The sequence below is a fragment of the Brevibacillus choshinensis genome, assembly GCF_016811915.1.
Lineage (GTDB): Bacteria > Bacillota > Bacilli > Brevibacillales > Brevibacillaceae > Brevibacillus > Brevibacillus choshinensis_A.
In genome coordinates this window covers 53088-79576 of sequence record NZ_CP069127.1, presented here as the reverse complement: position 1 = coordinate 79576, position 26489 = coordinate 53088, and the positions used below count along the sequence as shown (strand labels likewise).

Genomic DNA, 26489 nt, shown 5'->3' with positions numbered 1-26489 from the left:
TTTGTAGAACCTCCGTTACAGGATAATGTCGCTCCATATTTTAATCGCCGTCACACTGATCAGGATCAGCAATCCATAGCGCAAGACATTTACATTCATTTTGGCACTGACCCGGCTGCCCAAAGGTGCTCCGATCACACTGCCGATCACGGTGAACAGAACGGGCCACAACGGAATGTGTCCCGTTGTCAGTTTCCCCAATACACCACCGATGGCGGAAATGAATACGATAGCTAAGGACGATGCAATGGTTACGCGGGTTGGGATTTTCAGTACAGTCAGCATGATCGGGATGAGAACAAAGGCACCTCCAGCCCCTACAATGCCAGATACGATCCCGACGACGAACGCAGAGGGAATCGCAATGCCTCGGTTGTACGTGACATCCTCGGGATTCTCTTCCTTCCCTTTGTTTTTGATCAGCATGAGTACAACCGCGACGACAGCCAAGATCCCATAGACGAGATTGATGCTGTCTCCCGATAGGTACCTGGAGATGAAGCCACCCAGCAAGCTCCCGACGAGGATGCTGATCCCCATATCCTTGACCAGCCCTTTGTGAATCAAAGGCGAGCCCTTCCCGTTTTTCTTGCGGAAAGCCAGCACCCCTGACAACGAGGCGAAAAACACTTGGAACATGGAAATCGACGATACCTCCTGCGCCGTGAAATGGGCAACATTCAACCAATCTGGCACAAAGAGCAGCAATGGATAGTTAATGATGGCGCCGCCAATTCCGAGTAATCCGGAAAAGAATGAACCGAATAAGCCCAGTGACAGCATGAGTAGAAACAATAGAGCGTCCATACGTCCTCCTTCCCTTCCCAAAGTAACGCCCCTGAGAAGTTCTGACTCCTTTTCAAATGAAGGATGATCGAGTAAAATAAATCCAAGTAATTTAATGCGAATAAGGTGATATAAATGATTCGATATTTGAAATCGATCTTTCAGCACCGCTGCCCTACCTGCAAGGAACCGTTGCTTTCTCATATAGATGATTTGCGCTGCGAAAAAATGTGCCCGAATGGTCATTACCGAGAAGAAACCTACGGACAACTCGGTATTCGCATCATCTACGAGGATGTGAAATAAGCGAACACGACTTACTCATCGTGCTCGCTATTTTCTTTTTAGGATTTCTTCACCAGAAATTTGAATACGCCGTTGTCCTCTTCATGGGAAATCAACTCGTTTTTGGTTTGTTTCACCCACGCTTGGAAATCATTGAGCGACCCTTTATCTGTGGAGAGCACTTCCATGGTTTGACCAGAAGCCAAGCCGTCCAGCGCTTTCTTTGCCTTTACGATCGGCATCGGGCATGCCATTCCTTTTGTATCTACCGTTATATCTGCCATTTTACATTCCTCCTCGAATTTGTTCATCCTTGTTTTTGTCATTCTTTTTCTTATTTATCGTGAACAGCGCAACGATTCGGACCAATCTCCATTTCCTGCTGCTGTTCCTCACTCGGTGTTATTTTCCCCATGTTGGTCTGGCGAATTTCTTGATACGCATTCGGTTGTGGCGGCAGGTTTTGCGTCACAATTTCACGGAATTCACCCTCGTCCTTGATTTGCAGGCCCGGGTTATTCGCAAATAGGTCCCCTAATCGCGCGGACACCACTCCTCCCTCGCCCAGCTCCGTGTATTTGCCAAAGTGCGCTGGCAGGACAATGAGATCATCCGAAAGCTCTCTGTAGCGATTATACAAAGTATGGCGCAGGTCTCCCACCCAATCTTCAGCCAATCCCGCCAAGTCAGGGCGGCCAATGGACTCCACAAACAGGATGTCACCCGTCAGGAAGTAGGTATCGTCCACGATGAACGAGGTGCTTCCGATCGTGTGGCCAGGCGAGTAGATGGGTTGAATCGTGATTTTCGATTTCCCCACATGAATTTCACGGCCCTCTTCCAGCTTTTCATAAGAGAAGGTAACCTCTGCCGCATCTTTTTCCGGCAACCAGTACGCAGCGCCCAGTTGATCGGCTAATTTTTTCCCACCAGAGATGTGGTCGGCATGGAGGTGGGTATCAATCGTATGGGTGATCTTCACATGATGCTTGCTGGCAAATGCCGTGTAGGCATCTGTCATCCGGAGAGTGTCGACAATCGCAGCCTCCCCATTCGATACGATCATATAAGACAAGCAGCCCTTCCCAATGCGGACAAATTGGTACAGCTCTCCTCCATCTCGCAAATCACCGACTTTGACCGGCTCCAGATACTCGCTCCAAGCTTTCATGCCGCCTTGCAAATAGTATACGTCGTCTCGACCTGCTTCCACGAGCTGTTCCGCCACAAAAATGGAGGAGCCTTCTTTCGCACAGACGACCAATACCGGCTGGCCTTCTGGAATTTGGTCGAGTGCAGCTTCTACTCCGTCCATCAGGTCGAAGTACGGAATATTGATGATTTGCACATGATGGCCTTCAATTTTCCAGTCGTTAAAATCATTTTCATTGCGGACGTCGAGAATAAACACGGGCTGTTTTTGGAAAAGCATTTGTGTCAAATCATGTGGTGTCATTACTTGCGGTGCCCCTGTTTGTGTGGTCATGATTCTTTTCCCCCTTGCTTATTGGTTTTCTGTAGGTCCTGTCCATCCAGACATGCCGGGAATCACGTTTTTTACGCGTGTAAAGCCTTTTTCAGCGAGCAGCTGGCAGGCTAGGTCACTGCGGTTTCCCGAGCGGCAAATGACATACGTCTCAGCATCAGGCTGCAATTCGCTCAATCGGCCTTCCAATACTCCCAGGGGTATTGAAATGGACATAGGAATCCGTTCAAATGCATATTCCGCTGGTTCCCGCACGTCCAGCACGACGATCGGCTCCTTAGCCTGCCATTTTTTCAACAAATCATCGTTGGAGATGGTATGCGGATACATCGTTTCTTCCTTTGCTTCATGGGCATTTGCCTTGCGAAGAAAATGCTTGAGCACATCTCCATCATGGATGGTCCCCAAGTATTGATGCCCCGTGTTTTTGGCCCAGCCTTGCATATCGGCCAGAGAGCCTTTGTCAGTCGCTTGCACTTCCATGACTTGGCCAGGCTGAAGTTCATCCATGGCCTTCTTCGTTCTTACGATGGGCATTGGACATGCAAGTCCCTTGCAATCCAATATTTTGTCGACAGAAATCGTGGGTTGAGCTGTCATGTATACCCCTCCTGGTTTAGTTGCGTTCTTGTTTCCCTGTCCATGCCAGCATTCCGCCGACCATGTTGTTCAGGTTTGCAAAGCCTAGCTGTGTCAGGTATTCACACGCCTTGCCGCTGCGATTCCCGCTCCGGCAGATGAAGATCACTTCCCGGCTTTGATCAATCTCATTTATGCGAGCAGGCAGTTCAGGCAAAGGAATCAGCTTGGCGCCCGGTATATGGCCTACCTCATATTCATCTGGATTTCGAACATCGATGAGCTGTATGCCTGGATCCTTAGACAGTCTGCTTTCCACTTGCTCTGTCGTTATGTCTTGCCATCCCTTGCTCATGAAGAATGCCTCCCTGTTTGTTTTTTCTTGTATGGAGAGGTAATTTGCGTGTATACTAATACCCCTATGGGTATGATCATAAATGGTTCTTCCCTTTTTGTCAACACCTAGCGCCTGCCTGATAAAATAACCCGATTGGCGCGAAAAGGCCGATAGTTACAGCGGCTCTATTTGTTTGCTATAGTGAGAAAAGTGAGATTGGTAACCTGACCCAGTAAAGGTGTGGAAGACTATGAGCTACGATTTTTCCGTTTGCGCCACCGAGTTCTACATGCAGAATTACCTGGAATTTTTACTGGAGAATTACTCTACGCTTAATCTGCCCTATCCATTTCCCGTTACCCTCAGCTATATTGCGAGTCCTGCCTTCATGGAGCAGATCGCCATTCTTTGCTTCACGGATGAGCACGAAATGATCGGGACAATCGGCTGCATTCTGGGAACAGGGGAGAACGATTACCGGGATACTCATATTGCCCAGATCCAGGTGGTTTACTTTTTAGAGCCCTATCGCAGAACGCTGCTTTTCCTGCGGACCATGCAGTTTTTTACGCAGCATCTCGCCCAGCTGCCTGTCGATATCCGGGAAATGCGCTTTTGGGCACCTGCAGATGATTACCTCAGTCCGTTGTTTTCCAAGCTCGCAAACCAAACAACCGTTGTCGATACGGAAAACGGTACCCTCATCGAATACCGTGCCTCCTTTTCGGACTGGCACTCCTACGCGGCCAAGTTCCGTCATGATGTATACTACGACTGATTCCAAGGAGTATCACCATGCTGACCGTCATCAAAAACCTGCTGAGCTACATGCGCTCCTACAAGCTGCTGACTTCTCTTTTTTTATTGGCTTTACTGTTTGACCTCGCCTTCATTTCCCTTGCACCCTTGAGCTTTAAATTCATCATCGACAAGGCGGTTGAACCTCGCGATCCGGACTATTTCTTCTTTATTTTGAAAGTCCTTGTTTTCACTGGCGTCATATGTCTGGGCATGGGGATCTTGAGCGACTTTGCGCTGGCCCGCCTTCATACTCGCGTGCAAGCAGACCTGCACAAGCGAATTTTTGAACACATCCAACATCTTCCCATCAGCTATTTTCAGAAGACTCGGTCTGGTGATTTAGTCGCCTTTTTTTCCATCGACCTGCCAGCCATAGGAAGAGTCATGAATGTCCTGTTAACGACAGGCATCCAATCGTTTTTTGTCGTGATCGTCAGTACCGTGGTCTTGTTTTATTTGGAATGGAGCATGGCTGCGTTGATACTCGTCGGTGCTTTCGCCATCTTTATCGGTCCCTATCTGCTCAGTCCACGCGCACGCAAAGCGAGTGAAGACGATTTACAGCAATTTACCCAAATGACCACAGAACTGCAGGAAAACATGAAAGCGCAAAAAGTGATCAAGGGCTACAATCTGCAGGCGGCAGTGATTGAAAAATTCAGCTCGCGCCTTCAACTGCTATCGGCTACTGGCTATCGCAGACATCTCATGAATCAACAGCTGGAACGGATCCCGCTGATCAGTCTCTTGTTCATCAACCTGACGATCATCGGACTCGGCTCCTATCTGGCCTTGACCGGCAAAATTACGGTCGGCGCGCTCGTCGCATTTTTTACGATGTATACCTCCATGGGTAATTCCGTCTTTGGTCTGACCTTTGTTATCCCGGCTCTCACGGAAGCGCGTGTGAGCATGGAGCGAATCTCTGACTTGTTGGCGCAGTCTCGGGAAGCGAATGGACAACGGATCTCTTTTACTTCGGACACTCACAGCCAAGTAGACGTTCAGGTGGACCATGTCACCTTTGGTTATGAAACGAAGCAGCCTGTCCTAAAGGAAGTCAGCCTGGGCATCCCCCCCGGGAGCCGAGCGGCATTCGTCGGGTCCAGCGGTTCCGGGAAAAGCACGCTGCTCCAACTGCTCCTTGGATTTTACGACCCTCAGCTTGGGCAAGTAAAAATCAACGGAACGAGTCTTGCAGATTGGAATCGAGGAGCCTATCGGGAGCGAATCGGGGTCGTTTTTCAGGAAAACTTTCTGTTTCACGGCTCGATCTATGACAATATTCGAATCAGTCAGCCGCTGGCTACGCGCGAGGATGTTATATGGGCGGCGAAGAAGGCCGAGATTCACGAATACATAATAGGCCTGCCAGATGGATACGAAACAATGGTGCTCGATGAAGGCAGCAATTTTTCCGGTGGTCAGCGGCAACGAATAGCCATCGCCCGAGCCATCCTTCGCGATCCGCCCATACTGCTGCTAGACGAGGCAACCTCCGCGTTGGACCCGATCTCGGAAGCCTCCATCAATCGAACCTTTGATGAGCTGGCAAAAGGACGGACAGTTATTTCCGTGACACATCGACTGGCAGCCATTACTGGGTATGACCAAATTTTTGTCTTTGATCAAGGGAAGCTGGTCGACCAGGGAAGCCACCAGGAGATGCTGGATAGGGACGGATCTTATAAAGGCTTGTGGGAAAAGCAAAGCGGCCTGTCCCTTTCACAGAATGGGCAGGAAGCGACAATCGATCAAGAACGTCTGTCTCGCCTCCCATTCTTTCAAGGAGTTGACCCTGCCGTATTAGGGGAGATTTCTGACTTGTTTCAGACAGAAACGTACGCAAAGGGGCAAGCGATCATCCAAGAAGGAGACGCTGGCGAGAAGTTTTACCTGATTGCACGTGGGAAAGTGGAAATCACCAAGGCGGCACCCGACTCAGATTCCGGGCAAATCCGTTTGGCAGTACTGGAGGACGGCGATCATTTTGGTGAAATTGCGCTATTGGAGAACGTACCTCGGACTGCAACAGTAACGGCACTTACTCCCTGTGTCTTTTTAACCCTTCAGCGCAAGGTTCTCTACTACATTTTATCCCGTTACCCGGAAATCGACGCCCACGTGAAAAGAACGTTGGCGCAAAGACGTAGCTAGGAGTGCATGCGAATGCTGGGAAAATTCAGGAAGTGCACAAGTGATGAAGACTATGCGAAATTCACGCTGTACTTTGTTCGTCATCGCAAAGAGTTCCACCCGTTTTTCACCTTGTTCGACACAATGTCCCATATTTTCCAAACACTTCCCCACGCCCGCATCATCCTGGTGGAAGATGTAAAGGATCGTGTGATTGGATGGGGGCATTACCAGTACTACAGCGCTGACTATCAGGACGATCCTCAAGGCGAGATTGTGTTGGTTAATTCGGTCATTCTCGATCAAAAGTTCCGAAGCAGCCGACTCTTCGTTCATGGATTTCGCCATTTAGCCAATCAAATCGCAGAAGAGAATCCGTCCGTCAAACTCTTTCAGTTTACCGCTTTGGAGGATCATCCCTATCTCAATCGTCTGTATGGCAAATTTGCGCAGCCGATTGGCAAAAGAGAAGGGTACAACGGCACGGAAAATATTTATTCGACTGAATTTGACCGTTTGCTATTTTATTTGAATCGTCCGAATACGAAGAATTGACGCTATTTCAACTCTAATGTTATGATTTACATAATATACCATTGATAGAAGGGGGGATTTTTAAAATGTTTCCAATGCCAGGATTCGCTAAAAAGGAAGTAAAAGGCGGTGGTTTCGGGCGTTTTGGCCTGACTGACCTCTTGAAGCAAAACGAACAACTGAGAACTTCAGCAGCTCCAGCAAAATAAGCTGGCTTTATGGACAAGCTGTCATCGAGCGATTGCGATGACAGCTTGTTTTCATTTATCTCCCTAGCGAAAATGAAAAAAGCATGACCTCGCCATTCGGCAAAATCATGCTTTCGCTGTAAGCGGAGAGAGTGGGATTCGAACCCACGCACGCCTCACGACGCCTAACGCATTTCGAGTGCGTCCCCTTATGACCACTTGGGTATCTCTCCATGTATGCTTTTTTATCAGAAACATTATTAACTATAGCAAATACATCGCAAAATTGCAAGACATAATCTCTGCATTCCTCTTGATTTGCGAGCTGCATTAGGCCAAACTAATAACCATATACCTGAACAGGTTGGGCGAGTTGGTATGATAGATGAAGAAAAGCGAGGAACATACATGAAACGTGAGCGTTTGGATAAAGTACTTGCCAATATGGGACTGGGCACGCGTAAGGAAGTGAAAGTCCTGGTCAAGCAGGGATTGGTTGTCGTCGATGACGTCGTGGCTACGGATCCCGGCATGCATGTCATAGCTGAAGAGCAAAATATCGTAGTCGATGGGGAGCCGCTGAATTTCAAGCGTTGGGTCTATGTCCTGCTGAACAAGCCGCCTGGAGTAGTGTCAGCGACAGAAGACAACGTACACGAGACCGTCGTCGACTTGTTGCCTTACGAGTGGGCGATCAAAGTGCATCCCGTGGGCCGACTCGATATCGACACGGAAGGACTCCTGCTGCTGACCAATGACGGGCAGCTCTCTCACAGCCTCCTGTCTCCAAAAAAGAAAGTAGACAAAGAGTACTTCGCCCGCATCGATGGCCGGGTAACAGAGCGCCATGTCGAAGAGTTTGCTAAAGGCGTAGAGCTCGAAGACTTTACAACCATGCCTGCCAAGCTGGAGATTCTCTCTTCAGGGGAGACATCCGAGATCCGTGTCACCATTATGGAAGGCAAGTTCCACCAGGTAAAACGCATGTTTGCCGCCTTTGACCTGCACGTGACGTATTTGCAGCGCATCCGCATGGGCCCTTTGCATCTGGATCCGGATCTGAAGCCAGGCGAGTACCGCGAGCTGACCGAAGAAGAGCTGGACATGCTGCAAAACCATCGGTAAGCGTACCTATCTTTTGAGAAACGAAAACCGCCCGATAGCAGCTGGCTATTTCCGGGCGGTTTGTTTGTTTGGAGAAAAAATTCAGCTCTCTTTTGGCTGTCGTTTTTGGCGCAACATGCGAAAAAAGTCCTTTAGCATTTGCCCGCACTCCTCTGCGAGCACCCCCTCGACGACAGGGACCTGATGATTAAACCGAGGTTCCTCCAGCAGGTTCATTAAAGTCCCGGCACACCCCGCTTTGGGGTCACGCGCGCCGTACACCACCTGTTCGATACGGCTCTGGACGATCGCTCCGGCACACATCGGGCAGGGCTCCAAGGTAACATACAGCGTACAGCCAATCAATCGCCATCCGCCCAGTCGCTCGCTGGCTTCTCGGATTGCGATCATTTCCGCGTGCAGCGTCGGATCCTTTTGAGTTTCCCGCAGATTGTAGCCTCGTCCTACGATTTCTCCGTTGCGGACGATCACAGCGCCAATCGGTACTTCACCGATTGCCGCTGCTTTCGCTGCTTCTTCCATGGCGGCGTTCATGAACGCCTCGTGCGCTTGCAAATCTTGTTCGATCACTTCGCTGTAAACACACCTTCAAATACCGTTTCGGACAGAGCGCGGCGCGTCGATGGCTTTTCCCGTTCCTGCAGCGCTTCATTCAATGCTTCTTTCTCACCCTGATAGCCTACGGCAATCACGGCTTGCGGCTCGTAGCCTTCTGGGATTCCGAGCACTTCACGCGCTTTTTCCGGGTCAAAGCCGCCCATCGCGTGCGTTACGAGCCCTTGGCGAGTCGCTTCCAGTGCCAAATAACCCCATGCCGTACCTGCATCGAATGCGTGTGCACGGTTATGTGTTCCGCGGGAGCCGATGGTTTTGGAGATGACCAAAACGAGAACGGGTGCCTTTTCGCACCACACACGGTTCCCATCCGCGATGAATGGATAGAAGCGCTCCTTGTCTTCCTGAGTACGGGCAAATACAAAGCGCCATGGCTGTTCATTGCTCGCTGACGGTGCCCAGCGTGCTGCCTCAAACAGACTGAACAATACTTCATCCGGGACCGCGTCGGACTTGTATGAACGCGGCGACCAACGATTCAAGAAAATAGGGTCGATCGCATGATCCGCTTCACGTTGTTCTTTTACTTGCGGAAGATATTGATTCATCATGTTAGTAGCCTCCTTATGTCGGTGCGTATTTTGTAAGGATGTGGATCTTTGCAATTTGTATAATAAAGAACAATCGTTCTTATTATCGGAAGCCTTTTGATCCATCACATGATTTCTTCAGGTGGACAAACGATCTTTGTCGGACTCGGGCATTCTTGGGACAGCACTCTTCCTAGCGTACATTGATGCCCTCTTGCCTCGCTCCTTGGTCACTTGATTGATTAGTTACGTTTTTGTCCCTACCTGTTCACATACTCTCTGCGAGATTACATACATTAATGATGTACGGATCATGGAAACTATAGATTGCCTCTATCTGGAGGGATGTGAGTGGGCTTAACCTCTGCAAATACCCTGTTCGATTGCTTTCACAGTCCGACTAGAGGGCTGCTTGCCAAGGAGGATGTGTTCTCCCACATCGAGCAAACCATCTCGTCAATGACAGGTCCGTTCGAAATTATCGTGGGAGCCGATTCACAGCTCAAAAGCCGCGGAACGTTTTTTGCCCTTGTCATTTCTGTGATTCGCCCTGGCCACGGAGGCTCCTTCTTTTATCACAAGTTTCAGGAACGGCGTTATTCCTCCCTGCAGCAGCGCATTTTTCAGGAGGCGATGTACGCGGTCGGTCTCGCTACGGAGGTGCGTCAATACCTCCGAGACCATCAGCACGATACGCCGATTCGCCTGCATTTTGACATCGGGACGAACGGCCCTACCCGTAAGTTTATCCAGTCTTTGCTAAGCTTAGCAGAGACCAATCATTTTCGGGCGGAGATCAAGCCAAATTCCTTTTGTGCTTCCACGATCGCAGACAAATTCACGAAATGACGGAACAAACTGGCGGTGCTCCAGGTGAAACCGCCAGTTTGTTCTTTGTTATTCGCGAATCGTTGGCCATCTCCTCCCCAGCCGTGCAGTTCGAAAGCCCGATTTCACTGCCGGATTGCATGAGGATGCAGCCGGTTTTTCCCTATGTACAGGGTGATTGACAATGGCAAAGACGTAGGCTATCATAAAAATCAATTGAAGCGTTTTCACACAGGCGTGTTACTGGTCATGCAGGCATGAGCCGAGAAGATCTTTTTATGTGCTAAAAAGGTTTTTTCGGCTCTTTCTTTTGGTAGTAACCGTTTTGGGTTCTAAAGGTGGTGGAATTGGTTGTCCCGAGAACAGGAAAAAGTGTATGCAATCACACGCGTGTTGAACCACAACGTCGTACTCGTCGAAGAGCCTGACTCCAAGCAGGAGATTGTGCTGTTCGGCAAAGGCATTGGATTTGGCGCAAAGCCCGGGAACACCATTCCTGCCCATGATCCACGTGTGGAGAAGCGTTTTCGATTGGAAAGTGAAAGTCATCAAAAGCAATACCAGACCATCCTCAGCCAGGTAGACCCGGCCGTCGTCGGGATTGCGGAAGAAATCATTGCGCTGATCGCAAGCGAGATCACCCCGCAAATCAACGAGCATGTGCACGTTGCCCTGCCTGACCATATCCAGTTCGCGATTTACCGACTGCGAAATGGCATGGAGATCGTCAATCCGTTTTTGTTTGAAGTGCAGTCGCTGTACGCGAAGGAGTACGCGCTGGCGAAACGGGCTGCAGACATGATCAAAAAAGCGTTCGCGCTGGATATACCTGAAAGCGAGATCGGCTTTTTGGCCTTGCATATTCATTCGGCGATCAGCTATACACCGGTAAACAAGGCCGTCCAGTTTGCCAATATCATCAGTGAGTTGGTGGCGATCGTAGAGCAACGGACTGGCAAAACCATCGAGCGAAGCACGGTCGATTACGTACGCCTGATCACGCATCTGCGCTTTGCCGTAGATCGTATCCGTCAGCAAAAATCCATTCAAAATCCACTGTTGGATCGGGTAAAAACAACGATCCCGGAAGCTTACGAGCTGGCTTCAGAGCTCGCCGAGTACATTTCGTCCCGTCTGGAAGTGACGGTACCGGAAGATGAAATCGGTTATATGGCCATGCATGTCTTTCGCTTGTTACAACAATAAATTGATATCATCCTGCGTGTTACTAGTTCGACTAGGCATGAGCGGTGAGAACATACGGACATAGTAAGTATGTCTTGTGTTTGCGCCTGCTCATGCCTATTTTCGTTCAACGCAAAAGGAGGAACCTATGCTACGCAGTTTGTTCTCTCGCAAAAAACAACAAGAAGTCACATTCCTTGCCCCTCTGACTGGTACAGTCGTATCCCTGTCCGAGGTGCCGGATCCCGTATTTGCTCAAAAAGTAGTAGGAGATGGCGTCGCCATTCTGCCATCCGAGGGCCTCTTGCTCTCTCCGATCGATGCCAAAGTGACGCACCTCTTTCCGACCCATCACGCCATCGGGTTGACTAGCGAAACGGGGCTGGAGATCCTCATGCACATCGGGATCGATACCGTCAAATTGAAAGGACAGGGCTTCACCCCGTTTGTTGCAGTCGGCGATCAAGTGAAAGCGGGCGACAAGCTCATTTCGTTTGATCCTGCAGTGCTGCAGGAAGCCGGCTGTCCGATTGTCACTCCGATCGTGATTACAAACGGCGATGTCGTAGCGGAAAAGAATGTGGTAGCCAAGGCCAATGTGCAGGCTGGCCGGGAGCCGCTCATGACCGTCGTCTTAAAATAGTCAATCCAGCAGGAGGTCCCTGATGATTCAATTTGAAGTAACCGTTACAGTCGAGGGCGGGCTGCATGCTCGCCCCGCTGCTCTCTTCGTTAGCCGCGCGTCCCAGTCGAATTCCAAGATCACGCTGAACAAGGGTGAGAAAAAAGCGGACGGCCGAAGCATTCTCGGCATTATGACCCTGGGTGTTACACAAGGCGACCATTTGACCATTCAAGTCGATGGCTCGGATGAAGAGCGTGTCGCTGCGGAAATTCAGGAGCTTTTCCGACAAGAATTCGCGAGCTGATACGCACGTGAAAGGAAGGACGGTGAGTTACACATGTTAAAAGGTATACCCGTATCTGCTGGCATCGCGATTGCGCCCATCGTCCGATTGTCCCAAGAGCAGCCTGTCATCCACGAGACAGCAATCGCTTCTACCGATATCAAAATGGAGCAGGCACGGCTCTCACAGAGCATCGAGCTTTCTCGTCAGCAGCTGGATCAGCTCAGACAGCAGACGGAAGAGTCGCTCGGAGCCGAAAAAGCAGCGATCCTCTCTGCACACCTCGCTTTTCTGGACGATCCGGCATTTACCGGAGAAATGAGCGGTCTCATCGAGGCCCAGCTACTGAGTGCCTCCGCAGCTGTAGGGCAAGTCGCTGAACAATTTATCTCTCTATTTGAGAGCATGGACGACGCCTACATGAGAGAGCGCGCAGACGATATTCGCGATGTGAGCCGCCGCATCATCCGCAACCTGTCGGGGTACGAAGAAGCTGTTTCCTTCCCGGAAGAGCCTTTCATACTCGCGGCGGTGGATGTGACACCATCGGAGACCCTGCAGCTGCCGATCCAGCACGTACGCGGGATCGCTACGGTAAAAGGCGGATCTACCTCCCACGCAGCCATTCTGGCGAGGTCCTTGGGCATTCCGGCCGTTATGGGCGTGGGCGAGCAGTTCCTTTCCCAAGTCGAATCCGGAAATCTTCTGATACTCGACGGAACGAGCGGTGAGCTCATCGTCGAACCAGATGAAGATACACTCAGCCGCTACAAAGAAAAGGCGGCCGAAGAGCAGATACAGCGACAAGCCTACGAAGCCTTGAAAGACTTGCCTGCTGAGACTCTTGATGGCCATCGCGTGCATGTGATGGCGAACATGGCTGTCCCGGAAGAAGCAGAGGCTTTAGCAGTATCCGGCGTAGAGGGCATCGGGCTGTTCCGTTCCGAGTTTTTGTTTATGGACAGAAGCACGCTGCCTGATGAAGAAGAGCAGTTCCAAGCCTACAAGCGCGTAGCTGTCGCTTTTGGCGAAAAGCCTGTGATCATCCGCACCTTGGATGTAGGCGGCGACAAGCACTTGCCTGCTCTCGCTCTCGATCACGAAGAGAATCCTTTTCTCGGTTTTAGAGCGATCCGCATTTCTCTTGCCCGTCCGGAGCTGTTCCGGGTCCAGCTGCGAGCGCTCTTGCGCGCCAGTGCGTTCGGTCGATTGCTGATCATGTTCCCGATGATCTCTCACTTGGAACAGCTGCGAGATGCCAAAAGCATTCTCGAACAAGCCAAGACGGAGCTGCGAGAGGAAGGCATCACCTTTGATGAAAAGATCGCCATCGGCATGATGATGGAAATCCCGGGTGCATGCCTTGGGGCCGATGCATTTGCGAAAGAAGTACAATTCTTCAGTATTGGCACCAACGATCTCGTGCAGTACACACTGGCAGTCGACCGTATGAATGCAAATATCGCGGACTTGTACAGCTATTATCATCCCGCCGTATTGCATCTCATCTCCCACGTGATCGAGGCATCCCACCGCGCCGGTATTTGGACCGGGCTGTGTGGGGAAATGGCTGGAGATCCCCTGGCGACAGAGCTTTTGCTGGGGATGGGGCTGGATGAATTCAGTGGAGCTGCCTCAGTCATGCCAAAAGTAAAAGAACGCATACGCAGAACCACGCTGGAACAAGCAAAGCGCACGGCAGATCACGCCCTGACTTTGGCAACCGTGGAAGACGTCGTTTCGTTCCTGAACAACAAAGCAGAGTAACTGTTTTGTTGCTCTTCTCTCCTGTGTTGTAAGCGATTTCATCCCTTTCATCAATCTTGATCAGAATAGTCCACTCCGGGCCATTCCTCGTGCTCTCATCCGTTGCATCTCATCCGGAGAAAGACTTGCTGATATACATCTCATTCCAAGGAGGTTTTTCTTATGCTCGCCTTTCTGCAAAAGATTGGGAAAGCCTTGATGCTCCCAGTCGCCACGTTGCCGGCCGCAGCGCTTTTGCTCCGCTTCGGTGCCATCAACTACGAAACCGAGTTTCACCTGGGATCAGCTGTTGGTGGTTTCCTGAATCAGTACATCGCGCCTTTCCTGCTCGCTGGCGGATCTGCTATTTTTGATAACTTATCGTTGATTTTCGCCGTCGGTGTTGCAATCGGTCTGGCAGGAGACGCTGTAGCCGCCTTGGCTGCTGTGATCGCCTACATGGTGCTGACTGCCGTGCTTTCCAAAGTACCGGCTGCCATGCCGTTCATCGCAGATGAAGCAAAACTGAACATGGGTGTGCTCGGAGGTATCCTCGCTGGTGGGGTTGCTGCTTACTGCTACAACCGTTATCACAACATCAAGCTTCCTGAATGGCTAGGCTTCTTCGGGGGGAAACGCTTCGTTCCAATCATCACTTCGCTTAGCATGGTTATCATCGGGTTGCTGTTCGGTATCGTTTGGGGTCCGATCCAAGACGCTCTGACCAGCATGGGTAACTGGATCGTAGGTCTGGGTGCGCTGGGTGCCGGTTTGTTCGGCTTCTTCAACCGCTTGCTCATCCCATTTGGTTTGCATCACGTGCTCAATGCCATTGCCTGGTTCCAGATCGGTGACTTTACCGATGCAGCGGGAAAAGTCGTCCACGGAGACCTGAATCGTTTCTTCGCGGGCGACAAATCCGCTGGTATGTTTATGACAGGCTTCTTCCCGATCATGATGTTCGCTCTGCCTGCAGCCGCTTTCGCTATCATCCACACAGCGAAGCCGGAAAAACGCAAAGCGATCGCTTCTGTCTTTATCGGTACGGCTCTCGCATCGTTCCTTACAGGGATTACGGAGCCGCTGGAGTTTGCCTTCATGTTTGCCGCACCTCTGCTGTACGTGATCCACGCCATCCTGACAGGGGTTTCCGGTTATATTGTAACGGCGATGGGCATCAAACACGGCTTTGGTTTCTCGGCCGGTTTGATCGACTACGGTCTCAACTTCCCGCTTTCCACCAATGCATGGCTGATCATTCCGATCGGTTTGGCATTCGCAGTCGTTTACTACTTCCTGTTCCGCATCTTGATCGTGAAAATGAACATCAAGACGCCTGGACGTGAAGACGATGACGTGGAAGTCAGCACAACTGGAGGTACCAACACCATGCAGGAAAAAGCACAAAAAGTGCTGACCCTCATCGGGGGCAAAGAAAACATCGTCAATGTCGACGCGTGCATCACTCGCCTGCGTCTCGTTCTCAAAGACGACAAGGTCGTGAATGAAAAAGGACTGAAGGATCTCGGTGCTGCCGGTGTCATGAAGCTCGGTCAAGGCAGCGTGCAAGTAGTTTTCGGTACGCAATCCGAGCTGCTGAAGGACGAGATCACAAAACTGTAAGCAAAACATAAAACTGCCCGGTAACGGTTCGTCCGTTCCGGGCTCATTTTGTAACGCGTCGGGTAGTTATCCCCGGCGCTTTTTCTTATTCATCACAGCTTTTTTCTTCGCAACAGCCTATCGGTTCATCCGCATCCAATTCGATCCATGTCTGCGCCCAATTTTCAATGCCCTTCAGTACGGGTTCCAGAGCGAGCCCCATTTCCGTCAGGGAATACTCTACGCGAACCGGAGCAGAATCCGTAAATACTTGCCGGTGCACAAGGCCTTCCTTCTCCAGATCTTTCAATCGCTCAGAAAGCAGCCTTCCGCTCACAGGCAGGGCACCTTCCAGTGCACAAAAACGCTGTGGTCCCGCAAGCAACTGATATAAGATGAGCCCTGTCCAGCGTTTCCCCAATAGCTGCATGCCTTTTTCAAACCGCGGACAGAGAGAGGACTGTTTCATAGGAATCACCTCATTCTCCTTCTAGTATAACGCTGTTTTGCTGTTCCTTCAAAAAGAATGATCGAACGTAGACAGTTTGTGTACAATATCCACCATTGACTCGTTTCATTTATTATTATACACTAACTAACGAAAAGTAATCTTGTTACTAAATAAAATTTCATCTCGGAGGTATTTTTTCATGTCTACACGTTTTGAATGGAGCGCACTTGTTTTGCGTGTGATTGCTGGTCTTACATTCCTCATCCACGGAATTGACAAGTTCCAAATGGGCTTGGGGAATGTAGCCGGATTCTTTGGCACCATGGGGCTTCCTGCCTTTATCGCATACTTTGTCTCTTTCCTTGAACTCATCGGTGGCATTGCCTTGATTTTGGGATTGGGTACACGGCTGTTTTCAGCGGTTATGGTCATCATCATGGTAGGTGCTATTTTTACAGCGAAACTGTCCATTGGATTCTTGAGCGGTCAAGCAGGCGCCGGATACGAGCTGGATTTGGCTCTGCTGGCTATGACGCTTTCTCTGGCGATCAGCGGCAGCTCCAAATTGAGTTTGGACGGTGCACTCTTTGGCCAAAAGAAAAACGCGTAATCTTCTCAAAAGCGCTCAAAGCCGCACTCGTGTGGTGGCGGGCGCTTTTTTACATGAGAATGGGCCCTACCTTGATATTGGTAGGACCCTCCACTTCTTACTCGGAAAGCTGCAGACGCTCGCTTTCCCTGCGGTGCTTTTTGATTGTGGCCCGATGATACAGGCTGTAATACACCACTCCTGCAAACGCAACGATCCACGCAGAGATCATGTACATCGAGCTAAAACTCATGGCGGACGCCAGAATCCCCAGTACAAACGATCCGATACCCATACCTAGATCAAACAACAAGTAATAGGTGCCCGTCGCAAGTCCTCTCCGTTCTGCCGGCGCAGACTTGAGGGCGATCGCCTGAAAGCTGGGAAACACGCTTCCGTAGCCCAGGCCAATGACGGCGCTGGCAATGAGGAACAGGACAGGACCTTGTGCCAGGCTCAGCAATACCAGTCCGATCGCATACAAAATGATGCTCGGGTAAATGACGACATGCTCTCCCATCCGGTCAAACAGCTTTCCGGTAAAAGGCCGCGACAGAACGATCATGATTGCATAAATGACAAAGAAATAGCTCGATACCTCAGATGCTCCAATATTCTTGGCGTAGACGGGGATAAAGGATAAAAGTCCACTGTAGGCAAAGGACATGAGAGCAGCTGTCAGCGAGATGGGCATGGCACCTGGCTCGATGAAGCTTCTCCAATGAAGCTTTTGAGTTGCTCTCGTCTTTACGGCTGCCTGGGCTTCCTGCACTTTGGTCAACCCTCCACAAGCAAAGGAGATGATGGCAAAAGCCGAAATCAGGATACATAAAACAGAGAAGCTGTACTTGTTCATGATCAGCAGCCCTACAAAAGGACCGATGACCATCGCCAAATTCATAAACAGTGCATAGTAGCCGATCCCTTCCCCTTTGCGCTCTTCGGGGACGAGGTCGGTGGCAATCGCTGCCATCGCCGTAGTCGCAAATCCAAAGCTGAGTCCGTGAACAAATCGTAGGGCCAACAGAAAAAAGAAGCTGAATACCCCCACATATGAAAACGTGGAAAGCATGAACAAAGCGGAAGCTAGAACGGCTACTTTTTTCTTGCCCAGCTCGTCCACCGATTTCCCGGCAATGGGTCGAGCGATGACCGCTGCAATGATAAAGGCAGTCAAAGTCAGGCCCACTTCCTGTTCACCGCCGCGCAGCGTATCCATGATATAGATCGGCAGCGTCGCGACGAGGGCATAATACGTCATAAACAAAAACAAGCTGCTCAAACAAATCTTGATGAAGTCCCTGGTCCATAGGGGCTGTTTATGCAAATGAATCTCTCCTATCCACTCCGCGCCCTTCTCTCTACTCGGCGCTTACATTCTCTCTAATCTTTGCCAGCAATTGCTTCAGAAACGAAATTTCCTCCTCCGATATACCGCTTAGCGCGACCTCATGGACTTTCTCGTCAATCGGGATCAGCTCATTCGTCATCTCTCTCCCCGCTTCCGTCAAGCAGACCAACGAGGAGCGCTTGTCCTCCGGGTTTGGCTTTCTCACCAAGTATCCCTTCCGTTCCAGCAAATCGGATATTCTGGTGACATTCGCCTGGTCTTTTCCTACCCTTTTGCTCAGCTCCTTGATAGCGAGGCCATCTTCTTCCTCCAGGCATTTTAATACCGACCACTGCTCAGTCGTGACGTCCAAATGATTGAATGCACTGGTCAAATAACGAGTCATGCTGCGGCCCGTATTATTGATCAAAAACCCTACCGCATCATCAAGTTTCAAAGTGCTCCCCCCTTCTTTGAAAATTACATGTCATAACATATATGTTACAGCAAACAAAATAATAACATAGGTAATGAATTGCCTTCAATAGGGGAAAAAGAAAAAACCCTTATGCAGGATGGTCAAGACCTGGTCAAGACCCCATTTAGTGGACAGTATGAAAAACCCCGGTCGCTAGGCCGACAGCTGACGTCTGAATTCAACAGGCGTCAGCTTTTTTAATCTTCGTTGTGGTCGACTTTGATTGTAGAATTGAATATATTCTTCAATTCGCCTTTGTGCCTCATCTACACTTCGGATATCATAGGGGTAGAGCCCTTCCGTTTTGAGATGCGAGAAGAAGCTCTCCATCGAGGCGTTATCATAACAATTGCCTCTCCGAGACATGCTGATTTGGGCGCCAACCTTCGGCAGCATGTCGTGGTAAGCGTAGGACGTGTACTGGAATCCTTGATCGCTGTGAACGATCAGTCCAGTCACGTCTTTCGTTTTTTCAAAAGCTTTCTCAAAGGTCCGCAGGACCAGTTCATTGTCGTTACGAACTCCCATGTGGTAGGCTACAATCTCGTTATTAAACAAATCCTTAATAGCAGATAGGTAGAGCCAAGTATCCGCAACACGATATTGTGTGATATCCGTTACCCATTTTTGATTCGGTGCACATGCTTTGAAATCACGTTGTAGGGCATTCTCGGCAACTCGTCTCCCTACAGACGAAACATAATGACTTCGATATTTGCGGCGAATTCGAGAACGAAGTCCCATTTCTTGCATTAGTCGAAGTACCTTCTTATGATTGACCCACACCCCGCAATCTTGCAGGAGAAATAGTTGAGTTTGTCTATATCCATATTTTCCGTCATACTTCCTATACACTGCCTGGATGAAGTCTTTTACGGGCTTGTTCCTATCCGTTACTTGTCGTTTTAGGTAAGCATAGTATCCACTTCTTGAGACTCTAAACAACTTGCAAAGTTCACTTATGGTATATTCACCAGCTACTTGTTTGATCGTTGCATACTTATGGACTGCACCTCCTGCATCCAGATTTCCAAACACTTTTTTAGCATCTTATTTTCCCTCTCTAACTTCTCCAGATATCGGTTCGAATCGATGTATTCCTTACGGCGGCCACGTTGATCCAGAAGCCCAAACTCTCCGAGTTTCTTATACTTCCGCATCCAAATCTTAATTCGTCCTTCATCATGGATATGTAACTTCTCTGCTATTTCTCGATGGGAAACACCATCTAATTTCATCTGAACCGCCTGCAACTTTAGCTCTTCACAATAATGTTTAAACTTTTGGCCTTTCTTTGCTGGCATAAAAATGCACCCCTAAAGTTTTCATCGGTAAACCGTAGGGGTTTTTCCAATGTCTACTTTAAGGGGTGCACATCAGGATAAGGGTTTTTCAGGACCAGTGAGGCGGGCGCATGAACGATGGGGCAGCTTTGTACGAGCATCCCCTTTGCAGCATTCAGCTGGGTTTGCGTCAAAAACAGGCAGTCTGTCAAATCCGCCCCTCGCAAATCCGTATCCCTGCAATCTGCGCCGATCAGATCGGCCATTCTCAGATCCGCATCTCGAAGGTCTGCTGCAATCAGGTACGCTCCTCTCAGATTGGCCCCTCGAAGGTCTGCCCCCTTGAGCTTGGCACCGATGAGATCCGCTCCTCTGCCGTACGCCTTCTTTTTTCCTTTTTGCTGATTCTCCGCTTTCGCCCGCACGAGCTCGCTCGTCTTCAAAAGCAGTTCATTTACTTTTGCTCGATGCGCAGCCGTATCCAGCTTCAGGAGAGCTTCCGGACTTTGGTCCGTGAGCTTTTTCGTCTCTTCAAGGAATTCTTTGAGAGCGCCGTGTATCGAGGCTGCTTCTTTCCGTGCCAGTGCCTCTGTCAAATACCAGAGCAGCTCATGAAGCTGCCACATGATGGGGAACACTTCAAACATTTCCTTCGCTGACTGTGGATGCTGGCGCCAATCCCGTCCCTCGTACGTGCTTTGGGAAACCTTTTGTCCCGCACCAAAACAGTCATACACGGTACAGCCACGAAAGCCAATATCTCTGAGTGTCGTATGGACTCCGCATCGAAAGTCAGCTAGCAAGTTGCGACAGGGCTGACCTCCCTCTTTGTTGACGGCGAAATCGGATGATGACGCGAAGGGAAGTGCGACACAGCATAAACCAAAGCAGCTTTCGCAGTCACCTTGCAAATGGTGCCGACTTCCACTCGGAACAGGTTCTAGATCGTGATGATTCGTTGACATGCAGACCTCCTCGTGGCCGAAGTGATAGGAAAAAACACGATTCCCCCGCTTGATCGGCGAATGGAATCGTGCTGGTTCTTACTTAAACGCAATTTGTCCTTCCAGCATATAGTTGGTAAACACGTCTGCAAAGGCCTCTGCTGTATTATAGCACTCCTCTAGCGTATTGTTGGTTCCACCAAACTCCAGAAGCAGGCTTCCCTCAGAGACAGACTGGTTGTAAACGCCGTTTCCTTCGTTCTTGCCTTTCAGAATCACGCCGCGGGACAAGCCGGGATAAGCTGCTTCGAGCCTGGCATGGAGAGCTTCCGCCAGCTTCTTGTTTTCCAGATAGGTCGGATTGGCTGTCCCAATGACAAACAAAATCCGCGAGTACGTCTTCCCGTTCAACGTCAGTGCCACTTTGCTGCGGGGCTCGTCGCTGTCACGGTGAATATCAAAGATGTATTTCAGATTCGGGCTCGTCGTCGCAGCAGCCATCACCGCCTTGTACGATTCCGTATAAGACATGGAGTAGCTTTTCTTTTGCTCCGCCAGCTTTTGGGCAAAGTCATCCTGGTTTACCATAGACGCAAAGCCTTTGGTTTGCAGCAGCTCTCCCAGACGCTTCCCGACCAGCGTGATGTTGATTTCCGGGTCGTCTACGGAGCTTCCCTGCGTATTGCGGGCAACATTTCGCCACGACTCACGGTTATGCGTCGAGTAGATGTAGACCGTTTCGTTTCCGATCATCCCGCTGTTGTAGCCTACTCCGGTTGGATCCACTCCATTGGAAGGCAAAGGCGAGCCCGTGACTGGCTGAATCAAATCTACGATCCAGCCGGCGATGTATGCAGTGGAGCTGTCAGGCATCCGAATCAAATACCAGTCTCCTTCGGTTTGCACGACGGGAAAGACCTGACCTGGCTGAACATTTCCAACTACAGGATAGCTGGTTCCGGGGCCGCTTCTCAGATTGGTGTCGGCATTCCTTACCCGAATGGTGGACTCCAGTGGTACCGGGACCGTATCGGGTGCAGGCGTCACGGGAACCTCGCTCGGCAGTGTCTGTCCTGCCCCTTCTGCAACGATCGGTTTATAAATGTAGGCATATGTCCCGTTGAAGTTGATTGTGTACCAACCATCTGCATACCCGTATTGATTGACCATAGTCCCCCCGCTTAGCTGACCGATCACCGTGCCCAAAAAGTCCGGGGCCGTATACACATCGACCCCTTCCGTCAATACAACGGTTCCTGCTCCTGCTTCAGCTGGGAGGGTAGGTTCTGCTGGGGTGGGAATTGGATTGGGTGTCGGCGCAGGGGTCGCGGCCGGAGTAGGTGCTGGTGCAGGCTTTGGTGCAGTCGTTTCAGCCAAAAAGCGAGCGTTCACCCAGCCGTTTGCTTTGTCCGAGAGCTTGATCTGTGCCCAATCCCCTTGTTTTTTCATCTGCAAGAATACGCCATTTTTATCGATAATCTGCAAGATTTGGGAAGTGGTGTTTGGTTCTGCCCGAACATTCAGCATGTCCACTGTGCTTTTGACATACTTGATCTGCGGTACCTCAATCATTTTGACGTACTTATTATTGATCCAACCCGTCTTTCCATTAGAGAGCTTCACCTGTGTCCATTCCTTTTGCGCTTGCAGAATGGGCAGTCTGGTCGCTTTCGTGACGGTTCCGACGATTTGGGTGGTGGTTCCGGGAGTGCTGCGAATATTTAACTGATCAACCGCTACTTCTACGTGAGTCGCTGCTTCAGCAAATGACGGGGGCGTCAGCAATAATAGGAAACAAACAGCAGCAAAGCTGGTTTTTACTCGTGAAAGCAAGACCCTCATTCCCCTCCTCTTCCTTATCTGTTTTGGAAATAACATCCTATCGTACAAAATTCTCGACTCGTCTACATAATCCTTCACCCTGCGACATCTTTTGCTCGGATACAAAAAAGGATGAAGCGACAGGCTTCACCCTTTCCTTGCGATCACATATACGGAGAGATTCTCAATCAATCCTGGTCCCTCGGCTCCTCACTTCCAGAGCCAAGAGGCTTTCGTCATCCGCTTCCCCAGCCAGCCTGACATCAATGGTTTGCCCGTTCCTTTGCATGCGATCCTTCTCCCTTTTTGTGAAATAAAAAACGCCACAGGAAGAGTCCAGTAGCGCCCTTTCACACATATATGGGTAACCACAGGATGCGACCCGTGGCGTTTTCTCCACTGCATTCCGATCCGAATTACTGCTTCACAGGTATCCAATTTTGGAAACACTTCTCCCGTGATTGGCTTGATCAAAGAAAACAGCGGTGGAGGCATCCTACTCCTTTTGCTAGCGAGCACAAGGATCTCTTTTTCATAGGGATACTCCTCCTCTCTTCCGTTTCATAGCCATGAACATTACGACCGAATCCTCTTCATGAAGTCAAAAGTATACGATGTCGGCAGTGAATTGGCAAATCGGCAATCAATTGACTTATTTTCTGCCGTTTCTCCAAAGCATATAAATGTTTGCGATGGACGTGACGAAGAGCAAACCAAGCAAAATGTTTGTGACTATCAACGTGTGGGTCAAGCTCTGGATCGGTTCATTTATCGAAGCAACGACGTTCATCAGCTTGCCGGGGAGAACGTTGATCGAGTCTATGATATCCCGGAAGTATTGTACATAGCTACCCAAATCGCCAGCCTCCTTTGTTGCCTGGTTTTATGTATGGTTTGATAAAGGAGGCCATATTAAACATCGGCGAAGGGATCATTACGTGCCTTTTTGGAAAAGCCAAAAATAATTACGAGCTTTCTCCCCTCCTGCGCTGCTTTTGGCTAGCTCAGCTTTGCAGACAGGGATCATTACCTTTCTTTTGAGCTATCTCGGCATTCATCTTTCATCAGCCGTAGGTTTACAGCTATTGCTCTGGAGGGGCTGGGTATATCGTAAAACGCATGAAGGGTTTCAGAAAACAGCCGTGATCATTGCAATCGGTGGGGGCATTGCAGTCTCTATGGTGATCATCGCACTAGATCGACTCTACTTTTTCCCGAACATTCCCCAGCTAGCGCAGCTTCAGGCACCCGAGTTTTCTCGCTGGATTGGGCTTACAACCATCTTTTATGGGGGTATCGTAGAAGAGTTGCAGGTACGCCTGGGTTTGATGACTTTTTGCGTCTGGCTGTTTTATCGCCTGCTCGGGAAAAAAACGAGCAGTTGGATGTTCATGATTGCCATATTGCTCACCAGTCTGCTATTTGGCTTGCTTCACCTTCCAGCTACAGCCCAGGCTTTGGGTGAGTTGTCCCCGATGATTGTTCTACGCGGGATTGTCTTGAACTCTTTGGGTGGGCTCCTGTTTGGCTGGCTCTATTGGAAAAAGGGGCTGGAATATGCCATGATCGCCCACTTGACAGCAGACCTTATGCTGCACGTGATCTTTTCCTGAGGAATCGTCGCTCCTCTACGGATCAAATAAAAAAAACCGCGCAATCACGCGGTTTTTCGATGGCGTCCCGAGAGGATTCGAACCTCCGACCTACAGTTTAGGAAACCACTACCCCTATTCAAAAATGTACAACTTGCTGATGTTACTTGTGGTAAGAGTCTTTTTCTGACGGTATCCCTCCCACGTTAAACAGTACTTGGACTGCTTGCAGACAAATACAGCGGTCTACTCTGACCTACAGCGGTCTACCCCAGTAAAACATTTGTTGAATTTTGGGGACAAGTATATGACCATATACAGCGGTCATTTTCCGCTCCCGGACCTCGTGAGTCTCACGTGTTCACTTGGAGGGCAAGTGTGGGGTCCGATTTGCATGGACTATACTCGGAAATCATGTAAATGCCTTGCTTTTGGCCGTGTATCCTACACGCTGTAGGTCTGCTGGTCCGGGTATAAAAATATACAGGGTGTAGGCGGGCAGCCAACGCTTGGGTGTAGTCTCACTCTCCTCACTTCCTCTCATAGGGGGTGAGAATGACCTAAAACCTTATGGGAACGGGAACGAGAATACTTCTTCTCACTTTCTCACTTATTAATTATTTCAAAACGAACATTTTGCCTTATGACTGTACTACCTTATTAAGATTACTGTATGTAAAAAACGATACATGGGAAAACGTGAGTGGTGAGAAGAGGGGCCACGCGGCCCTTACCGGTAAGGGATTCGTGGGCTTCTCACCCTAGTGAGAAGAATGAGAGAACTGGTGTTACAAAGCTCTGGACTACAGGCCACACGCTGTATATTGGCTACACTCAGGAACTCTGTACGTACACGGTCATTAGGTTGCGTTGTGCATGGTACGCAGAATAGAACATTTAATAGATAAACAAAAACAACCCTGTAGACACTAGCTGACTACAGAGTTGCTTGGAAATTGCTTACTCGATTTGTTCAATTATTAAATATAGGCAGGGGTGGTAAGGAGATCGTAAATTGTTGTTGCTTTAGTTTTGGCTTTAGTTCAGCATATCTGGCAAGAGAGCCATTTTGATAAACAAGCAAAAATACAGATACATCTTGCTGATAGTTCGATATATCAATTATTAGAGATTGTCCCGGCAATAAAGACCCTAAGTCTAATCCTTTTTTGTCATTTACTCCATTTTGTATTAATACAGAATAAGTACTGTTATCTGGCGTCTCAAATTTTTCTGGTGCTTTTGTAGAAAAGTTTTTGCCGTCATATTTTGAATTGAACCCAAATCTCTGAGTCGCGTACATGATAAACTCATATGGTGGCAGCTTTAGTTTTGGTTTCTCCGCAGGCGGAATAGAGATTTCAAAGGGACGGTCAATCGCACGTTCCGCAACATAATCGGCTTGAAGCGATGGAATATCTACATAAACCCCATTCATTCCTTCTCGTTCAATATCTAGGAAAAGGTCTATTCCAGCTTTTTCACCACGCTTTGAGATATCAACAGAAAACGTTTGACCAGGATTTAATCCTTTAATCGCTTTATCTCCTACGCCCCATTTATGTCCACTACGATAAATTATGCTGTAAGAATAGCCAACGGGTATATTTGGAATAGTTCCAGTTAATGTATTCCCCATTATTTTAAGGTTCTTTACAAAAGAGTCCACAGAGGGTTGTGAAGCACGATCAGCCGAGAGAAGTATGCTACCTTTAATAGGTTTTAATAGGGCTTCATCATTTATGCCGATTTTTGGCATTGATGGGGAATCGTGAATGGGCTTGATTGTTAAATTTCCTCTAATCTCAAGCATTCTAATAAAATGAACTGCATCAACACGAGTTAGTATGGACTTAGCCTTAAATGACGCCAAAGTAGGTTTGTCTGTGTAATTAATAAAGCGATTGTAAAATAAATAGTATACGGCATCTTCAGCGCGATAATTTACACCTAGAGAAGCGGATAATAGTTCAGCTGCATGCTCACGTGTCATTGGTTTCTTGCGTGCTTCAGTATTGGAGAAAATTGGCCATTTGAGTGTTGAAGCGTGCGCATATGAAGCTGAGTTAGCGTTAGTAGGCAGCTTAACCTTATAGTAATTGAAAAGCATATCTAGAAATTCTGCCTCAGAGACGGGCTTGTCTGGATAGAACCTTCCATCTGGGTACGGCTTAATTATTTTCAAGTTTAAAGCCCAAACTGCATCAGAATTATATTTCGCATCCTGCGGGATGGCACCTTGGGCTAAAGCAGCTTGACTAATAAAACAAAACAATAATGCAAAGATAAGTATCGGTCGTAATATTCCCATCATTCTCCCCCTTAAAAAT

28 protein-coding genes, 1 tRNA gene and 1 pseudogene are annotated in these 26489 nt (G+C 49.2%); 13 read left to right on the top strand and 17 right to left on the bottom strand.

Annotation, left to right across the window (positions count from 1 at the left end; translation table 11 throughout):
* Positions 1 to 15: 15 nt before the first annotated feature.
* Complete coding sequence (locus JNE38_RS00470; RefSeq protein ID WP_203354798.1) at positions 16 to 807, bottom strand: sulfite exporter TauE/SafE family protein; 792 nt, start codon at positions 805 to 807, stop codon at positions 16 to 18.
* Positions 808 to 921: 114 nt separating this feature from the next.
* On the opposite strand from JNE38_RS00470, the gene JNE38_RS00465 reads away from it, so the two are divergent.
* Positions 922 to 1092 carry a hypothetical protein gene (locus JNE38_RS00465; RefSeq protein WP_203354797.1) on the top strand — a complete coding sequence of 57 codons (171 nt, stop codon included), beginning with the start codon at positions 922 to 924 and terminating at the stop codon, positions 1090 to 1092.
* Positions 1093 to 1130: 38 nt separating this feature from the next.
* On the opposite strand, the gene JNE38_RS00460 is transcribed toward JNE38_RS00465, so the two are convergent.
* The 4 genes from JNE38_RS00460 to JNE38_RS00445 are packed head-to-tail and all read right to left on the bottom strand — an operon-like array spanning position 1131 to position 3491.
* A complete protein-coding gene (locus JNE38_RS00460) occupies positions 1131 to 1355 on the bottom strand; it encodes a sulfurtransferase TusA family protein (RefSeq protein WP_203354796.1) in 225 nt (74 codons plus the stop codon).
* Between the two features lie 50 nt (positions 1356 to 1405).
* The gene (locus tag JNE38_RS00455) at positions 1406 to 2527 is read right to left on the bottom strand and encodes an MBL fold metallo-hydrolase (RefSeq protein ID WP_428993709.1); all 1122 of its coding nucleotides are present in this window, start codon (positions 2525 to 2527) and stop codon (positions 1406 to 1408) included.
* 48 nt (positions 2528 to 2575) lie between these two features.
* Complete coding sequence (locus tag JNE38_RS00450; RefSeq protein ID WP_203354794.1) at positions 2576 to 3157, bottom strand: sulfurtransferase TusA family protein; 582 nt, start codon at positions 3155 to 3157, stop codon at positions 2576 to 2578.
* Positions 3158 to 3173: 16 nt separating this feature from the next.
* A complete protein-coding gene (locus JNE38_RS00445; protein WP_203354793.1) occupies positions 3174 to 3491 on the bottom strand; it encodes a rhodanese-like domain-containing protein in 318 nt (105 codons plus the stop codon).
* Positions 3492 to 3723: 232 nt separating this feature from the next.
* Between JNE38_RS00445 and JNE38_RS00440 the strand changes: the two genes are divergently transcribed.
* Genes JNE38_RS00440 through JNE38_RS00430 form a run of 3 tightly spaced genes read left to right on the top strand, consistent with a single transcriptional unit; the run spans position 3724 to position 6965 of the window.
* Positions 3724 to 4251 (top strand): hypothetical protein, encoded by a 528-nt coding sequence (locus tag JNE38_RS00440; protein WP_203354792.1) that lies wholly within the window; start codon positions 3724 to 3726, stop codon positions 4249 to 4251.
* Positions 4252 to 4268: 17 nt separating this feature from the next.
* Positions 4269 to 6431 (top strand): ABC transporter transmembrane domain-containing protein, encoded by a 2163-nt coding sequence (locus tag JNE38_RS00435; RefSeq protein ID WP_203354791.1) that lies wholly within the window; start codon positions 4269 to 4271, stop codon positions 6429 to 6431.
* A 12-nt stretch (positions 6432 to 6443) separates the two neighbouring features.
* Complete coding sequence (locus tag JNE38_RS00430) at positions 6444 to 6965, top strand: GNAT family N-acetyltransferase (protein WP_203354790.1); 522 nt, start codon at positions 6444 to 6446, stop codon at positions 6963 to 6965.
* A gap of 311 nt (positions 6966 to 7276) precedes the next feature.
* Here JNE38_RS00430 and JNE38_RS00425 read toward each other — a convergent pair.
* Positions 7277 to 7365 (bottom strand) — tRNA-Ser (locus JNE38_RS00425).
* Between the two features lie 175 nt (positions 7366 to 7540).
* Between JNE38_RS00425 and JNE38_RS00420 the strand changes: the two genes are divergently transcribed.
* Entirely contained in the window at positions 7541 to 8257 is a 717-nt protein-coding gene (locus tag JNE38_RS00420; protein WP_203354789.1) for a pseudouridine synthase, read from the top strand.
* A gap of 81 nt (positions 8258 to 8338) precedes the next feature.
* Here the strand turns inward: JNE38_RS00420 and tadA are convergent, their stop codons facing one another.
* Together tadA and JNE38_RS00410 are read right to left on the bottom strand one after the other, a co-directional pair.
* Positions 8339 to 8824: a tRNA adenosine(34) deaminase TadA gene (tadA, locus tag JNE38_RS00415; RefSeq protein ID WP_428993708.1), complete on the bottom strand. Its 486-nt coding sequence runs from the start codon at positions 8822 to 8824 to the stop codon at positions 8339 to 8341.
* A complete protein-coding gene (locus tag JNE38_RS00410) occupies positions 8824 to 9423 on the bottom strand; it encodes a nitroreductase family protein (protein ID WP_203354787.1) in 600 nt (199 codons plus the stop codon). Before JNE38_RS00410 ends, tadA begins: the two co-directional genes overlap by 1 nt.
* Positions 9424 to 9753: 330 nt before the next feature.
* Here JNE38_RS00410 and JNE38_RS00405 point away from each other — a divergent pair, with 330 nt between their 5' ends.
* The 6 genes from JNE38_RS00405 to nagE all read left to right on the top strand — a co-directional run bounded on the left by JNE38_RS00405 (position 9754) and on the right by nagE (position 15692).
* Positions 9754 to 10251, top strand: a complete 498-nt coding sequence (locus JNE38_RS00405) for a ribonuclease H-like YkuK family protein (RefSeq protein WP_203354786.1) — start codon at positions 9754 to 9756, stop codon at positions 10249 to 10251.
* A 330-nt stretch (positions 10252 to 10581) separates the two neighbouring features.
* A complete protein-coding gene (gene glcT, locus JNE38_RS00400) occupies positions 10582 to 11436 on the top strand; it encodes a glucose PTS transporter transcription antiterminator GlcT (protein WP_203354785.1) in 855 nt (284 codons plus the stop codon).
* A 127-nt stretch (positions 11437 to 11563) separates the two neighbouring features.
* The gene (locus JNE38_RS00395) at positions 11564 to 12058 is read left to right on the top strand and encodes a PTS sugar transporter subunit IIA (RefSeq protein ID WP_203354784.1); all 495 of its coding nucleotides are present in this window, start codon (positions 11564 to 11566) and stop codon (positions 12056 to 12058) included.
* A gap of 22 nt (positions 12059 to 12080) precedes the next feature.
* Complete coding sequence (locus JNE38_RS00390; RefSeq protein ID WP_203354783.1) at positions 12081 to 12344, top strand: HPr family phosphocarrier protein; 264 nt, start codon at positions 12081 to 12083, stop codon at positions 12342 to 12344.
* A gap of 33 nt (positions 12345 to 12377) precedes the next feature.
* On the top strand, positions 12378 to 14090 hold the full coding sequence (gene ptsP / locus JNE38_RS00385) for a phosphoenolpyruvate--protein phosphotransferase (protein WP_203354782.1): 1713 nt from the start codon (positions 12378 to 12380) through the stop codon (positions 14088 to 14090).
* Between the two features lie 162 nt (positions 14091 to 14252).
* A complete protein-coding gene (nagE, locus tag JNE38_RS00380; protein ID WP_203354781.1) occupies positions 14253 to 15692 on the top strand; it encodes an N-acetylglucosamine-specific PTS transporter subunit IIBC in 1440 nt (479 codons plus the stop codon).
* 85 nt (positions 15693 to 15777) lie between these two features.
* On the opposite strand, the gene JNE38_RS00375 is transcribed toward nagE, so the two are convergent.
* Positions 15778 to 16140: a winged helix-turn-helix transcriptional regulator gene (locus tag JNE38_RS00375; protein WP_203354780.1), complete on the bottom strand. Its 363-nt coding sequence runs from the start codon at positions 16138 to 16140 to the stop codon at positions 15778 to 15780.
* A gap of 181 nt (positions 16141 to 16321) precedes the next feature.
* Here JNE38_RS00375 and JNE38_RS00370 point away from each other — a divergent pair, with 181 nt between their 5' ends.
* Positions 16322 to 16732 carry a DoxX family protein gene (locus JNE38_RS00370; RefSeq protein ID WP_203354779.1) on the top strand — a complete coding sequence of 137 codons (411 nt, stop codon included), beginning with the start codon at positions 16322 to 16324 and terminating at the stop codon, positions 16730 to 16732.
* Between the two features lie 97 nt (positions 16733 to 16829).
* On the opposite strand, the gene JNE38_RS00365 is transcribed toward JNE38_RS00370, so the two are convergent.
* The 7 genes and pseudogenes from JNE38_RS00365 to JNE38_RS00335 all read right to left on the bottom strand — a co-directional run bounded on the left by JNE38_RS00365 (position 16830) and on the right by JNE38_RS00335 (position 23423).
* Positions 16830 to 18038 carry an MFS transporter gene (locus JNE38_RS00365; RefSeq protein ID WP_428993687.1) on the bottom strand — a complete coding sequence of 403 codons (1209 nt, stop codon included), beginning with the start codon at positions 18036 to 18038 and terminating at the stop codon, positions 16830 to 16832.
* 34 nt (positions 18039 to 18072) lie between these two features.
* On the bottom strand, positions 18073 to 18498 hold the full coding sequence (locus JNE38_RS00360; RefSeq protein ID WP_203354778.1) for a MarR family winged helix-turn-helix transcriptional regulator: 426 nt from the start codon (positions 18496 to 18498) through the stop codon (positions 18073 to 18075).
* Between the two features lie 174 nt (positions 18499 to 18672).
* Positions 18673 to 19557, bottom strand: coding sequence for an IS3 family transposase (locus JNE38_RS00355; protein ID WP_203354636.1), 885 nt, complete (start codon positions 19555 to 19557; stop codon positions 18673 to 18675).
* Positions 19497 to 19823 carry a helix-turn-helix domain-containing protein gene (locus tag JNE38_RS00350; RefSeq protein WP_203354637.1) on the bottom strand — a complete coding sequence of 109 codons (327 nt, stop codon included), beginning with the start codon at positions 19821 to 19823 and terminating at the stop codon, positions 19497 to 19499. The genes JNE38_RS00355 and JNE38_RS00350 overlap by 61 nt, the downstream gene beginning before the upstream one ends.
* Positions 19824 to 19911: 88 nt before the next feature.
* Positions 19912 to 20767 (bottom strand): annotated as a pseudogene (locus JNE38_RS00345) (pentapeptide repeat-containing protein).
* Positions 20768 to 20845: 78 nt separating this feature from the next.
* Entirely contained in the window at positions 20846 to 22579 is a 1734-nt protein-coding gene (gene spoIIP, locus JNE38_RS00340) for a stage II sporulation protein P (RefSeq protein ID WP_428993686.1), read from the bottom strand.
* Between the two features lie 640 nt (positions 22580 to 23219).
* Positions 23220 to 23423, bottom strand: coding sequence for a hypothetical protein (locus JNE38_RS00335; protein ID WP_203354776.1), 204 nt, complete (start codon positions 23421 to 23423; stop codon positions 23220 to 23222).
* A gap of 286 nt (positions 23424 to 23709) precedes the next feature.
* Here JNE38_RS00335 and JNE38_RS00330 point away from each other — a divergent pair, with 286 nt between their 5' ends.
* Positions 23710 to 24180, top strand: coding sequence for a CPBP family glutamic-type intramembrane protease (locus tag JNE38_RS00330; protein WP_203354775.1), 471 nt, complete (start codon positions 23710 to 23712; stop codon positions 24178 to 24180).
* A 952-nt stretch (positions 24181 to 25132) separates the two neighbouring features.
* Here JNE38_RS00330 and JNE38_RS00325 read toward each other — a convergent pair.
* Positions 25133 to 26473: an S-layer homology domain-containing protein gene (locus JNE38_RS00325; RefSeq protein ID WP_203354774.1), complete on the bottom strand. Its 1341-nt coding sequence runs from the start codon at positions 26471 to 26473 to the stop codon at positions 25133 to 25135.
* Between the last annotated feature and the right edge of the window lie 16 nt (positions 26474 to 26489).